The 14057-nt window shown below is 52.2% G+C and carries 14 protein-coding genes; 6 read left to right on the top strand and 8 right to left on the bottom strand.

Annotation, left to right across the window (positions count from 1 at the left end; all coding sequences use genetic code 11):
* Window positions 1–32: 32 nt before the first annotated feature.
* On the bottom strand, window positions 33–1799 hold the full coding sequence (gene argS / locus RJD28_07580) for an arginine--tRNA ligase (GenBank protein ID WNV59325.1): 1767 nt from the start codon (window positions 1797–1799) through the stop codon (window positions 33–35).
* Window positions 1800–1997: 198 nt separating this feature from the next.
* Between argS and RJD28_07575 the strand changes: the two genes are divergently transcribed.
* The 4 genes from RJD28_07575 to RJD28_07560 all read left to right on the top strand — a co-directional run bounded on the left by RJD28_07575 (window position 1998) and on the right by RJD28_07560 (window position 4974).
* Window positions 1998–2897 (top strand): deoxyribonuclease IV, encoded by a 900-nt coding sequence (locus RJD28_07575; protein WNV59324.1) that lies wholly within the window; start codon window positions 1998–2000, stop codon window positions 2895–2897.
* Window positions 2898–3113: 216 nt separating this feature from the next.
* Window positions 3114–3485, top strand: a complete 372-nt coding sequence (locus tag RJD28_07570) for a GntR family transcriptional regulator (protein WNV59323.1) — start codon at window positions 3114–3116, stop codon at window positions 3483–3485.
* A complete protein-coding gene (locus tag RJD28_07565) occupies window positions 3482–4180 on the top strand; it encodes an ABC transporter ATP-binding protein (protein WNV59322.1) in 699 nt (232 codons plus the stop codon). Before RJD28_07570 ends, RJD28_07565 begins: the two co-directional genes overlap by 4 nt.
* Window positions 4174–4974: a hypothetical protein gene (locus tag RJD28_07560; protein WNV59321.1), complete on the top strand. Its 801-nt coding sequence runs from the start codon at window positions 4174–4176 to the stop codon at window positions 4972–4974. Before RJD28_07565 ends, RJD28_07560 begins: the two co-directional genes overlap by 7 nt.
* A 72-nt stretch (window positions 4975–5046) precedes the next feature.
* Here the strand turns inward: RJD28_07560 and RJD28_07555 are convergent, their stop codons facing one another.
* The 5 genes from RJD28_07555 to pyk form a co-directional block, all read right to left on the bottom strand.
* Window positions 5047–6117 carry a PTS sugar transporter subunit IIC gene (locus RJD28_07555; GenBank protein WNV59320.1) on the bottom strand — a complete coding sequence of 357 codons (1071 nt, stop codon included), beginning with the start codon at window positions 6115–6117 and terminating at the stop codon, window positions 5047–5049.
* 99 nt (window positions 6118–6216) lie between these two features.
* Entirely contained in the window at window positions 6217–6735 is a 519-nt protein-coding gene (locus tag RJD28_07550) for a transcription repressor NadR (protein WNV59319.1), read from the bottom strand.
* Between the two features lie 27 nt (window positions 6736–6762).
* Window positions 6763–7938 carry a phosphoribosylaminoimidazolecarboxamide formyltransferase gene (locus RJD28_07545; GenBank protein ID WNV59318.1) on the bottom strand — a complete coding sequence of 392 codons (1176 nt, stop codon included), beginning with the start codon at window positions 7936–7938 and terminating at the stop codon, window positions 6763–6765.
* A gap of 14 nt (window positions 7939–7952) precedes the next feature.
* Window positions 7953–8666, bottom strand: coding sequence for an IMP cyclohydrolase (locus tag RJD28_07540; protein WNV59317.1), 714 nt, complete (start codon window positions 8664–8666; stop codon window positions 7953–7955).
* Between the two features lie 60 nt (window positions 8667–8726).
* Window positions 8727–10469, bottom strand: a complete 1743-nt coding sequence (gene pyk, locus RJD28_07535) for a pyruvate kinase (GenBank protein ID WNV59316.1) — start codon at window positions 10467–10469, stop codon at window positions 8727–8729.
* Window positions 10470–10777: 308 nt separating this feature from the next.
* Between pyk and RJD28_07530 the strand changes: the two genes are divergently transcribed.
* Window positions 10778–11074, top strand: coding sequence for a type II toxin-antitoxin system RelB/DinJ family antitoxin (locus RJD28_07530; protein ID WNV59315.1), 297 nt, complete (start codon window positions 10778–10780; stop codon window positions 11072–11074).
* Window positions 11075–11410 (top strand): type II toxin-antitoxin system RelE/ParE family toxin, encoded by a 336-nt coding sequence (locus RJD28_07525; GenBank protein ID WNV59314.1) that lies wholly within the window; start codon window positions 11075–11077, stop codon window positions 11408–11410. It abuts the gene before it with no gap.
* A 37-nt stretch (window positions 11411–11447) separates the two neighbouring features.
* Here RJD28_07525 and RJD28_07520 read toward each other — a convergent pair whose 3' ends face one another.
* Window positions 11448–12158, bottom strand: coding sequence for a response regulator transcription factor (locus RJD28_07520; protein WNV59313.1), 711 nt, complete (start codon window positions 12156–12158; stop codon window positions 11448–11450).
* On the bottom strand, window positions 12155–13960 hold the full coding sequence (locus tag RJD28_07515) for an ATP-binding protein (protein ID WNV59312.1): 1806 nt from the start codon (window positions 13958–13960) through the stop codon (window positions 12155–12157). Before RJD28_07515 ends, RJD28_07520 begins: the two co-directional genes overlap by 4 nt.
* Window positions 13961–14057: the final 97 nt, after the last annotated feature.

The raw sequence follows: 14057 nt of genomic DNA, 5'->3' as shown, positions 1-14057 counted from the left end.
TTTCTACTCCTTTGTTCCTGCTGCCCGCTTTTTTACATACGCTCCGGTGCGGAGAAGCCAAGTACGTCGATGCAGTCCTCCAGAATGCCTCTGGTCAGCAGCAGCAGCGCGATGTAGCCCTTCTGCTTCTCCGCATCCGTCTCAGCCAGGATCTTCGTCTCATGGTAGAAATGGTTGAACTCGTTGGCCAGATCATAAATGTAGGAACAGATCTTGTGGGGCGCGATCTCCTCAAAGGCATTCTCCATCACGCTGTTGAATCTTGCCAATTCCAGCATGAGTGCTTTCTCGCTGGCACTGCCGGCCGGACGGATGGACAGCCCTTCCAGGGTACCGCCGTTGTCCCTGTATTTATTCAAAATAGACTTGATCCGGACAATGGTATACAGGATATACGGGCCGGTATTCCCCTCAAAGGAGGTAAATCTGTCAATATCAAAAATATAATCCTTGGACGCCTGGTTGGACAGATCACCGTATTTGATGGCGGAAAGGCCCACGATCTTTGCCGTCTCCTTTGCCTCCTCCGGGTCTGCCTCATGATTATCCATAATCTTCCGGTACATTTCCTCATTGATGCCGGAAATCAGCTTCTCCAGACGCATAACGCCGCCCTCTCTCGTCTTGAAGGGCTTGCCGTCCTTGCCATTCATGGTGCCGAACCCTAAGAACGTCAGCTCTGTCTCCGGTTTTACCAGCCCGGTCTTTCTGGCGCAGCGGAACACCTGGGTGAAATACAGCTCCTGCCGCTTGTCCACCACGTAGATCAGCTGATCCGGATGATAATCCTGCATTCTCCACACGATGGTTGCCAAATCCGTGGTATTGTACAGGGAAGCTCCGTCGGATTTGAGGATCATGCACGGTGGAATCTCTTTGGTGTCCGTATCCTCTTTTACATCCACCACCAGTGCGCCGTCACTCATATGGGCAAAGCCCTTATCCTTCATATCCTGCACCATCTGCGGGATATAGGGCTGGGCATCAGATTCACCCTTCCACAGGTCAAAATCCACATTTAAGTTCTTATAATTCTTCTTCAGGTCGGTGACAGACACGTTTAAAATATGTGCCAGCAGCGCCCGATAGCCCCGTCTGCCGTGCTGCAGCTCATAGGTAGCCTGCATGGCAGCTTCCTTGTAGTCCGCATGCTCCTTGGAATAAGCACTGGCCGCCGGGTAAATTTCTTCCAGCTCGGAGATGGTAAAAGGCGCCTCTTCCGGGTATTCTCCTTCATATGCCTCATCAAAATAAACCAGCTCCGGTTTTCTCTTGTGCAGCTCGGTGATGATGAGGCCCATCTGCAGGCCCCAGTCGCCCAGATGCACGTCGCCGATCATCGTATGGCCCACATAACGGCCCATCCGCTTGATGCTCTCGCCGATGATGGCAGAACGCAGATGTCCCACATGCAGCGGTTTTGCCACGTTGGGGCCGCCGTAGTCGATCATGATGGTCTTGGGATGTGCCACCGGTTCCAGGCCGAACTTCTCACTGCCACGCATCTCATTTAAGTAATCGCCGACAAAAGCCTCCTTCACTTTCAGGTTCAGGAATCCCGGTGCCACTGCATCCACCTGAGAAAACATGTCCTCTGTCTCCAGGATGGCAGCCACGTCCCTGGCGATCATGATGGGCGCTTTGTGGTACTGCTTGGCAGCCGCCAATGCGCCGTTGCACTGATATTCACACAGATCGGGGCGGTTGGACACCGTCACCTTTCCATATTTTTCTTCGTATCCGGCCTGCACAAACGCCGCCGTCACCTGTTCCGAAATCAAATCCAGTATCTTCTTCATTTATCTGATTCGCTCCTTATGGTATTCGTTACAGTTCACGAGCGCAGCTCCCTTTTGCTCATAACGAGGCGCGCCATTCGTCTATTCATGGAGTGAACTGTAAAGTTTATTATAACATCCTGAAACAGTTTGGGAAAGAGGAATTGAAAAATTGATCTTTTATCCCTATAATGAAATAAAAAACGGAGGATTTTTCCTATGATCATTGGTTCTCATGTGAGTATGAGCGGCAAGGATATGTTTTTGAATTCCGTAAAGGAAGCCGTATCTTATGGTGCGAATACGTTTATGGTATATACCGGTGCGCCCCAGAACACGCGCCGGAAGGAAATCCCGGAGCTGAACATTCCCGCCGGGCAGGCATATATGAAGGAACACGGCATTGAAACGTTCGTTGTCCACGCGCCCTACATCATCAATCTGGCCAACACCACCACACCCCGCACCTTTGAGCTTGCGGTGGAATTTCTGGCGCTGGAGCTGACCCGGACGGCAGCTATGGGAAGCCCGGTGCTGGTGCTGCATCCCGGATCTCACGTGGGCGCCGGTGTGGAGGCCGGCATCGCGCAGATCGTCAAAGGACTCAACGAGGTGCTGACCCCGGAGACACCTGTCTGTGTGGCGCTGGAAACCATGGCCGGAAAAGGCTCCGAGCTGGGCCGCAGCTTTGAGGAACTGGCTGCCATCTACGACGGCGTTGTCTGCAACGACAAGCTGCGGGTCTGCTTTGACACCTGCCACGTCCACGATGCCGGTTATGACATCGTGCAGGATTTCGACGGGGTGATCGACCAGTTTGACCGCATTCTGGGTAAAGACCAGATCGCAGTTTTCCATCTCAATGACAGCAAAAACGGGCGGGGCGCCGGAAAAGACCGCCACGAAAACATCGGCTTCGGCCAGATCGGTTTTGACACGCTGAACGCCATCGCCCACCATCCCGATTTTGCGGCGATCCCGAAAATTCTGGAGACACCCTACGTGGCCGCGCCGGGGGAGGACAAGAAAAAATACCCGCCCTATCAGTATGAGATCGCCATGCTGCGGGAAGGGAAATTTGATTCGGAATTACTTGATAAAATCTGCAGTGGACAGTAAAGCATCATAGCAGGCGTATGATCTCCTGCACATCGCTCGGATAAATATTTGTCCTCCTGCTGTCGCCGTAGTCATTGCAGGTGCATATCTGATTGACCGCTAATCCACAGCACAGAGTCAACACTGCGAATAAATAATTTAGTTGACAAATTTTACAGGTTTTGTTATTGTATTAATAGACTAGTACAGCAATACAGAAAGGAAGTGGATGCCTGTATGCCATGGAACCTGGATAACAACAGACCCATCTATCTTCAGCTCGTGGAGCGGATCCAGATGGATATCGTATCCGGCGTATATCATGCCGGGGACAAGCTCCCCTCTGTGCGGGAGCTGGCGGCGGACGCTGCCGTGAATCCCAATACCATGCAGAAAGCTTTTACAGAACTGGAGCGAAGCGGGCTTGTGTACACCCAACGGACGAACGGACGGTACATTACCGAGGATCAGGAACGCATCTCCCGAGTGCGGGAGGAACTGGCCCGGGAATGCACCCAGAGCTATCTTTCCAATATCCGCCGCCTTGGCTACGAGAGGGAGCAGGCGCTGGCACTGGCCCAGAAAATCATCGAGGAGGGAACCTTATGAGTGAACTGCTGACATGCCGGAATCTGTGCAAACGATACGATTCCAAGTATGCGCTGACAGACGTGAATCTGACCATTTCATCCGGCCGCATCATCGGCCTTCTGGGGCCCAACGGAAGCGGCAAATCCACACTGATCAAGCTGATCAACGGCCTTCTGGTGCCCACAGAAGGGGAAGTGCTCATCGAGGGCATCGCCCCGGGCGTACAGACCAAGGCGGAAGTTGCCTATCTGCCGGAGCGGACTTATCTGAACAGCTGGATGAAGGTAAAGGATCTGTTGGATTTCTTTTCTTCTTTTTACCGGAATTTCAACCGCAAACGCGCTCTGGAAATGCTGGAAGCGCTGCACATTTCTGTAAATGACCGGCTGAAAACCATGTCCAAGGGCACCAAGGAAAAGGTACAGCTCATTCTGGTCATGAGCCGGGATGCAAAGCTGTACGTTCTGGATGAGCCCATTGGCGGCGTAGACCCGGCGGCCCGGGATTATATCCTGCGCACGATCCTTACCAACTACAATCCCAACGCCTCCGTTCTCATTGCCACCCATCTGATCTCGGACATTGAGAACATCCTGGACGAGGTGATCTTCCTCCAGAACGGCGAAGTCCGCATGCACACCACCGTGGAAGAGGTGCGTGCTTCGGAGGGGAAATCTGTCGATGCTTTATTCAGGGAGGTGTTCCGATGCTGACCAATTTGATTGCTTTTGATCTGAAAAATTCCGCCAGGCTGCTGGTGCCGCTGCACATTGCGCTGCTGATCTTCACCATTCTCGGGCGGATCACGCTAGGGTCGGATTTTCTGATGCAGATGCCGGATGAAATCTTCGCCCTGCTTGTCATCTTTTACGTTATGATGGTCATTGTCGTTGGCGTCATCAGCTCCTTCTATTTCATTTACTGGTTTTATAAAAATCTGTTTACGGATGAGGGATACCTGATGCATACGCTGCCGGTGAAGCCCTGGCAGCTGGTGGCTTCCAAGCTGACCGGCCTGTTTTTCTGGCAGGTCATCGACGGCGCCATTATCCTGCTGTGCATGTTCATCCTGTCCACGGTGGATGCCACCTTTGTCCGGGATATCCCCTATTATGTCAGCGTGTTCACCACTTCCCTGGCAACAGATCTGCGGGTCAACCAGGGTAGCCTGATCGTGATCTTTATCGTCACCTTTGCGGTACAGCTGCTGCGCAGAGGGCTGGCTGCGTTCTTCTGCATCTGTGTGGGACAGCGGTTCAACAAGCACCGGGTGCTGGCCGCTTTCATCGCCTATGTCATCCTGACCAGCGTGCTGTCCCTGGCGGCCACAAGCATCATGGGCGCCATGGACTATCTGCCCAGCAACAACGGCGCACTGACCACGGTACTGCGCGGCCAGTTCCTGCACACCAGTTTTCTGGTGGAGCTGATCCAGGATCTGGTACTTGGCGGCCTGTACTTCTTCGGCTGCACCTGGCTCATCAGCAAACACCTGAACCTGGAATAAAACCCGGCACATAACCATAAAAAACGGAGGTCTGTATTTTCCTGATACAGGCCTCCGTTTCTGTCTATCTGTCTATGCTACATCCAGCTTCATATCCCCGAACTTGATCCAGGCTTTCTTTCTCATCACCTCAGAAACAGCAAGAGAAATAGCAGCCGGCAGAAGGAAATGCATGAGAGCGATTTCTGCCAGCACGACAACCGCCGGCAGTGTCTCTGTCATTACCTGATAGGTCATGATCTGTCCCACCAGACCTGCTGTTCCCATACCGGAACCCGTGGCATTGCTGGTCATATGGAACACCAGGGTACTCACCGGTCCCAGAATCGCACTGGAAATAATAGCAGGCAGCCAGATCACCGGTTTTCGCACAATGTTGGGCACCTGGAGCATGGACGTTCCCACGCCCTGAGCCAGCAGACCACCGATCTTATTTTCCCGATAGCTGGCCACCGCAAAACCAACCATGTTGCAGCAGCAGCCCACTACAGCAGCGCCGGCTGCCAGACCGGACAGGTTCAGGATGATGCCCAGCGCTGCAGAGCTGATGGGCAGCGTCAGGATCATGCCCATGAGTACCGATACTACAATACCCATAAGGAAGGGCTGCTGCTCAGTACCCCAGTTGATGATGGCGCCAAGCCCGGTCATAAACCGGGTAATGGGCGGCCCTACCAGCAGTCCCACTGTGGAACCGGTGACAATGGTAACAAACGGTGTCACCAGCAGGTCGATCTTCGTCTTGCCCGCCACCAGGTGACCCAGTTCAATACCGACAATTGCTGCAATAAAGGCTCCCAGCGGCTCTCCCGGACCTGCCAGCACCACCACGCCGCCCTCTCCGATGAGGGTGCCTGCCAGGATCTTGGAAGCATAGCCGCCGATCATGCCTGCGGTGGCTGCCGACAGGGTCACATACACCGGCTCCTTAAACTTATAGGCCACGCCCACACCGATGCCCGCACTGGTCATGACAGAGGCTGCCTTTCCAAACAGATAAAGGGTGTCTCCCACCGTGCCACCGATGAGGTTGCCGATCTGCTGAATGATCGTTCCGATGATCAGTGTGGCGAACAATCCCAGCGCCATGCCGCTCAAACCGTCGATAAATACGTGATTCAACGCTTTCTTTACTTTTTCCATAACCTGATATCTCCTTTTTACAAAAGTGGACTATACAACCGTGATTATCAGCTGTATAGCCCACTGTCTTGTCACTAGAAAGAAGATACCACAAATGATCTATTTTATCAAGTACCCTTTTTCATTTAATTTTTCTTCGATCCGATCCAGATACGCTTCCTTTTCGGCCTCAATGGTATGGTAATGATAGCCGTAGGTCAGTTCATTCAGCGGGCGGGTCTGATTGGCCTGCAGACGGCGGACGAACTCATCCGCATCCTGCCGGTTGTTGATGATCAGATCTACCGTGATCTGCCCGTAAATATCATGCTCTACCACCACATCCCGCACGCGGCCGCCGTAATCCACGATGGTATACAGCTCGTCCAGGATCTGGTCGTTAGTGTGCCGCACCCGCACCGTTCTCCGGTAAGTTTTCTCCGGCGCATGATCGTCATACAGCAGATACCCCTTGTTGGTGGAAAGGATATTCTTGTTACCTGCCCGAAGCAGGGCAATGTCCTGCACGATCACCTGCCTGCTCACAGACAGCCTTTTTGCCAGCTCCGTACCGGAAATCGGCTTGCTGCTGTCCTTCAGAAGCGTAATGATCTGTCCGCGTCTTTCCTCTGCGTCCATGTTTTCTCCTCCTGCCGTCCCTTCTTCTTAGTGATGGAACAGACGGATGCCTGTGAAGCTCATGACCATGCCGTATTTGTTGCAGGTCTCAATGACATTGTCGTCACGGATGGAGCCGCCCGGCTGTGCCACATATTTCACGCCGCTCTTGTGGGCACGCTCGATATTGTCGCCGAAGGGGAAGAATGCATCGGAACCCAGCGCCACGTTTTGCATCTGATCCAGCCATGCCCGCTTCTCCTCCCGGGTAAATACCGGCGGCTTCTCTTTGAAAATCTTCTGCCATGCACCCTCTGCCAGCACATCCATATAGTCCTCTCCGATGTACAGATCGATGGCGTTGTCCCGGTCTGCCCTGCCAATCTTATCTGCAAACTGCAGGTTCAGCACCTGAGGAGACTGCCGCAGGAACCAGTTGTCTGCCTTGCTGCCGGCCAGACGGGTACAGTGGATCCGGGACTGCTGTCCTGCCCCGATACCGATGGCCTGTCCATCCTTTACATAGCAGACGGAGTTGGACTGGGTGTATTTCAGGGTGATCATGGCAATGGTCAGGTCGATCTTTGCCGTATCCGGCAGCTCCTTGTTCTCGGTGACGATATTGTCAAAGAAATCCTTGCCGATATGCAGTTCGTTTCTGCCCTGCTCAAAGGTGATGCCGTATACCTGCTTGCGCTCCAGCGGTGCCGGTACATAGTCCGGGTCGATCTGGATGATGTTGTAATTGCCCTTTTTCTTGCCCTTTAAAATCTCCAGTGCCTCCGGCTCATAGCCCGGTGCGATGACACCGTCGGACACCTCTCTCTTGATCAGCTTCGCGGTGGACACGTCACAGACATCCGACAGAGAAATGAAATCTCCGAAGGAGGACATGCGGTCTGCACCTCTGGCTCTGGCATAGGCGCTTGCCAGGGGCGAAAGCTCTCCCAGATCATCCACCCAGTAAATCTTCGCCTCCACCGGGCTTAAGGGCAGGCCTACTGCTGCCCCTGCCGGAGAAACGTGTTTGAAAGAGGTAGCTGCCGGAAGACCGGTGGCCTCCTTTAATTCCTTGACCAGCTGCCAGCCGTTGAAAGCGTCCAGAAAGTTAATATATCCCGGTCTGCCGCACAGCACCTGAATGGGCAGCTCACCCTCCTCCATGAAAATCCGGGACGGCTTCTGGTTAGGGTTACATCCGTATTTTAATTCCAGTTCCTTCATCTTGCGTACTCCTCCTATTTATTCTTGTTGATGATCTTCGACTGTACCGCGCCGGTGGCAATGTCAATGTACCGCACAAACAGGGACACCTTGTTGTCTGCATTTAAGCTCTCCCAGAGCAGGTCTGCAAAGGCATCACAGTCATCGGGAATAGCGATCCGCTTCGGCTCACCCTCAAAGCTGGGCAGCGGGTTGCCGTCACAGCGGTAGGTATGGATGAAACGGCCCTCGCCTGCAGGACAGTTGTTGTAGGCAAAAGTGTAGCGGTTACAGGATGCCGGATTGCCGTTGTCGCTCTTCAGAATAGACATGGCAAAATTGTAGGTTCCGTTCTCGATATGCAGGATACCGGAAATACGGGGGGTATAGTTGGGAGCATCCGGCTCGAACTCTCTCGTCCGAAGAGCCTGCTCAAAGGTATGCTGACGATCCATCAGCTCATAGATCGTATCTGTCTGGTCTCCGTTGGTGACGATCGTCTTGTTGCCCAACACACGCACAGGTGCGTAAATGATCAGACTGGGATCGGTAAGCTTGGATGGGTCAAATGCCTGGGTGCGGATGCCGTCTCCGTCTTCCACAAATACACGGTTGCGGCTGTTCTCGCTTCTTCCCATGATGAAGTAGGCAGTGACTGCCTTCGTTCCGTCTTTCGAACGCCCGATGATGATTCCTCTTCCCGGGTATGCATTTTTTTTCAGTTCCTTCTCGATGGATAACAATTCCATGATGCTCCTCCTCTTTTTATCTGCCCGAAAAACAGGCAGCTGCTTATCTATTGCAAACTGCTAGTTGCAGCTGACAATTCCCTTCTCGCCGTCGATCGTCACGATCGCGCCGGATTTCAGAATCTTTGTTGCATGCTTTGCTTCCAGGATGACAGGAATGTCCAGGCTCAGGCCCACAATGGCTGCGTGGGAGTTGATGCCTCCCTCCTCCACGATCAGGCCGGAACAGGTACGGATCTGCGGAAGCATGCAGTTGTTGGTGGCCGGAACCACGATGATATCTCCTGTCTTATAATGTGCGGCCAGCTCCTCTGCCGTCTCGCATACACACAGGCCTGCGCATGCTTTCTTGTGGGACAGGCCCTTGCCGGTCACCAGAATGTGGCCCACCACATGCACCTTGATCATATTGGTGGTGCCGGAAATGCCCAGCGGGATCCCGGCGGTGATAACCGTCAGCTCGCCTGCTTTTACAATGCCGCCCTTCTCTGCAGCCTCCACCGCACACTCAAACAGCTCGTCTGTGGTCGTCTTCTCCGGTACCAGGAACGGATAAACACCCCAGGAAAGGTTCATCTGTCGGCATACATTTTCATAAGGCGTACAGCCCACAATGGGGCATGCCGGGCGGTACTTGGACAGCATTCTTGCCGTCTTGCCGCTCTTGGTCACCGTAATGACTGCGGCAGCCTTCAGGTCACTGGCTGTGGTACAGGTGGCATGAGAAATGGCGTTGGTCACATCCGGATTATCCGGGATCACGCGTTTTCTCAAAATATCGGTATAGTCAATATCTTCCTCTGTGCGCTCGGCAATCTTCACCATGGTGCGGACAGCCTCGATGGGGTACTCGCCCGCAGCGGTCTCGCCGGACAGCATGATAGCGCTGGTGCCGTCGTAAATGGCGTTGGCCACGTCAGCAGCCTCTGCTCTGGTGGGACGGGGATTGCGGATCATGGAATCCAGCATCTGGGTCGCCGTGATGACCTGCTTGCCCGCATTGTATACTTTATGAATGATCATCTTCTGGATGATCGGCACATCCTCCAGCGGTACCTCCACGCCCATGTCGCCTCTGGCTACCATGATGCCGTCCGATACCCGGATGATCTCGTCAATATTTTTCACACCCTGCATATTCTCAATCTTGGAAATGATATTGATGGAATTGCAGCCTTTCTCCTGGAAGATCCGGCGGATCTCCAGTACATCCTCTGCATTACGCACGAAGGATGCGGCGATAAAATCAAAGCCCTGTTCGATACCAAAGCAGATATCGCTGTAGTCCTGTTCACTGATGAACGGCATGGAAAGCTCTGTCCCCGGCACATTCACACCCTTGTGGTCGGACACCGTGCCCTCGTTGAGCACCCGGCATACAATGTCTGTATCGGTAACGCTCAGCACCGTCAGCTCCACCAGGCCATCATCGATCAGTACCCGGCCGCCCGGCTTGATATCATGCACCAGTTCTTTATAGGAAATGGAAACCCTGGTTTCGTCTCCCTCGATCTCATCTGTAGTCAGTGTAAACGTCTGGCCCTCTTTCAGAAGCACCTTCTTGTGATCCTTGAAATTTCGCAGGCGGATCTCCGGTCCCTTGGTATCCAGCATGGCTGCCACCGGGAGATTCAGCTCTTCCCGCACCTTTTTCACGATCTGCAGCCTTCGCAGCTGCTCTTCATGATCGCCGTGGGAAAAATTAAAGCGGGCAACGTTCATGCCCTCCAGCATCAGCTGACGGATCATCTCCTCGCTCTCACTTGCAGGTCCCAGTGTACATACGATTTTTGTTTTTCTCATAGTTAGTCTGCTCCTTTGGTTTGCGTTTATTGATTATTGTCTGTTATTTTATAAAAATTTACCCATCATCTATTCTATCATCGAATTCCCGGGAAAACAAGTTTCATTATGACGAAAAAAAGGCAGGCCAGAATGAAAATATTCTGGCATGCCTTTCCATGTCCACTTTTGGTTGTGAATATCCACTTTTTGACGTTGAATGTCCACTTTTCAGTCTCAATGTCCATTTTTCTTAAAATGTTTCGCACAATATGTCTTGCAATCTGCAAGACAGTAAATTACAATAAAAGCAACAGGAGGTGTTTATAATGAAAGATTCAACTGTAAGCGCTCGCGTCGAAAATAATATAAAGCTTGAAGCAGAAGATATTCTTCAGAAGCTGGGAATTCCTGTCTCTGTTGTAATCAATTCCCTCTATCGTCAGATCATTTATCATCATGGGGTTCCATTCTCATTAACAATTCCTTCTGAACCACAAACCAGCGATGCAATGTCTGATGCTGAACTCGACGCCAAACTTCAACGTAGCTATGCACAGTCACTTGCCGGTGAAGGACGATCAATGGATGCAGTGTTTGACGATCTGGAAAGGGGTCTTAAATAAATGGACGCCTATGAAATCATCATCACACCGGATGCAGAAGCTGATCTCTTTGAAATCCGTGACTACATTGCATACACTTTGTCAGTCCCGGACGTGGCACTAAATTACATTCGAGCAATTCGCAGCGAAATACAAAAGCTGACATATATGGCTTCAAGTATTGTTCCCGTAAAACAGGAACCCTGGCATTCCAGAGGTGTGCGAAAGATTATTGCAAAGAATTTTTATATCTATTATCGACCAGATGATTCATCAGGTAAGGTATATATTCTAAATGTGATCTATGCAAAGCGTGATCAACTCAAAGCTCTGAATAGAATGAATCTAAATGACTAGATTCTTATAAAACTTTTTCTATAACAATGTTCATTTTTCAGACAAACTTATACCCAACGCCTCTCACGGTCTTGACATGCTCGGGGTGGTCGGGATCCTGCTCGATTTTTTTGCGGAGGTTCCGGATATGGACATCGATGGTGCGCGTCTCGCCCATGTAGTCGTAGCCCCAGATTTTCTCCAGGAGGGTGTCCCGGGAGTAGACACGGTTGCGGTTGGAGGCCAACAGATAAAGAAGCTCGAATTCTTTCAGAGAGAGATCGACTTCCCTGCCGTCCACAGTAACAACCCGGGTGGTGTAGTTGATGACCAGATTATCGATGCAGATCCGGTCTTTGTCTTCTTCGCCATCCTCTTCCGCCGCAAGGCCGCCGTCTCCGGAGCGGCGCAGTACGGCCTTGATCCGGGCAATGAGTTCATGGACCCCAAAGGGTTTGCAAATGTAATCGTCTGCACCAATCTCCAGTCCCACAACCTTGTCAAATTCCTCGGATTTGGCAGTCAGCAGAATGACCGGCAGATCTTTTTTGTTTTTGTCCCCACGGATCTGCTTCAGCACCTCAATCCCATCGATGCCCGGCAGCATCCGGTCCAGAAGTACCAGATCCACCTGGTGCTGATCGAGGATTTCCAGCGCTTCCTCGCCGGTCAGCGCCTTTAATACCTCGTAGCCGTTGCGTTCCAGATTGTAACTGATGAGTTCCAGAATGTGTTCCTCATCGTCTACGGTTAAGATTACTTTTTTCATACCTGCCCGATTCCTCTCTTTCTGCCCTGTACGCGCACCACGTTGGTGCCTGTATGTTTTCTGTCATAGGGCAGCTTTATGATAAATTCCGTGCCCTCGCCCACTTCGCTGGACACAAAAATGTCTCCCTCGTACATTTCCACAATGTGTTTGACAATGGATAAGCCAAGGCCTGTGCCGCCCATTTTCCGGGAACGTCCCTTGTCCACCCGATAGAACCGTTCGAAAATGCGGCTTAAATGTTCCTTGGGAATGCCGATGCCGGTGTCTTTGACGGAAATCATCAGGTGATCGTTATGCACCCGGCAGGTCACGGTGACGCTGCCTTTTTCTGTATTTTTTACCGCATTATCTATGAGATTGATGAACAGCTGCTTCATCCGGTCCGGGTTACAGGGGAAGGGACGGATGTAGGGCTCCGGCTGGAAGATCACATCCACCTCCGGTTTCTGCTCGATCTTGGGCTGCAGAAGGTTCAACGTCTCATCGATGATACCGTTCACATCGCAGTCCTGGATGTTGTAGTCGCTGCCGGACTCGATCTCGGATAGCAGCAGAATGTCCTGAATGAGGGTATACAGCCGCTCTGCCTCAATGTCGATGATGTCCAGGAATTTGCGGGCATACTGCTCATCCTTGATGGCGCCCTGCTTTAGCGTATCCACGAAGCCCCGAATGGATGTCAGGGGCGTTTTCAGCTCATGGGTGACGTTGGACACGAAATCTGACCGCATGTTTTCCAGTTTTTTCACATCGGTGATGTCCTCAATGATGAGAAGGACGCTGCGGGACTGTTCTTTTTCCCGGTTCAGCACCGTGCCTGTAATCCGCAGATATTGCTCACCCATGATCCGGGACTGCCCCTCCTCGCAGATCACATCCCGGGACTCCCGCACTTTTTCAATGACATCGAAGATCAGGGAGCTGCGTACCAGATGGTATACGGATTCCCCAAGGAAATCTCCCCGGTGGCCGATGAGATTCATAAGAGCATCATTGTAAAACAAAATCTCGTCCCTGCCGTTGATGGCCAGCACGCCGTTCCGCATACTGCGCAGAATGGCTTCCAGCTCGTTGTTACGGTCCTTCAGCTCTTTCACAGCCGCTTCCAGCCGACCGGACATCCAGTTGAAAGAGTCCGCCAGCTTACCGATCTGACTGTTCTGTCTGGTTTTCAGCCGGATTCCGTAACTGCCCTCGGCAATCTTCCCGGCCGCCTCGATGACCTCATCAATGGGGTCTGCAATGAACCTGGTAAAAGCGATCACCAGCCCGGCGATCAGCAAAACACCGATGGCCAGCATAAAAATAGTGGATCTCATATATTCCAGCCGCAGGGCGTGCAGCTCTTCCAGCGGCACCGACACCCGCAGTACCCCCTCAAAGCTGTCTGTCCGAACAGGAACGGCGCAATAACAATAATCCATGCCAAGGGTGCTGGAACGCCGGACAATGCTGGCAGATTCCCCTGTCATGGCTTTTTTTACTTCCTCCCGGTCCTTATGATTTTCCATGTCAGACGGGCTTTCCTCAGATTCCCCCAGCACGGTGCCATCCATGTCGATAATGGTGATACGGACTTCCTGCCGTCTAGCATATTTTTTTGCAAAGGCATCATAATCTGCCGTTCCGGCAAAGTCCGTCTGCTCAAACACATCCCGGATCAGTTCTGCCTGATCTGTATACTGCGCCTCACTTTGTTGCTGCAAAAAACGCTGGCCGCTGCTCCAGAAGGAGATCTGGGAAGCCATCAGCGTCACAAATACAAGTGCTATATATGTAAATAACAGTCGCTTCCGCATCGCTCCTGCATTCTCCTTTCTGCTGACTTCACCATAACAGTTCAGATGCGCCATTCGCGTCCAGCTGCCCTATAACAGTTCAGACGCACCCATTCGC

It is taken from the genome of Oscillospiraceae bacterium NTUH-002-81, assembly GCA_032620915.1.
In the GTDB taxonomy this organism is placed as follows: Bacteria; Bacillota; Clostridia; order Lachnospirales; family Lachnospiraceae; genus JAGTTR01.
This window is presented reverse-complemented; position numbering and strand designations above follow the sequence as displayed.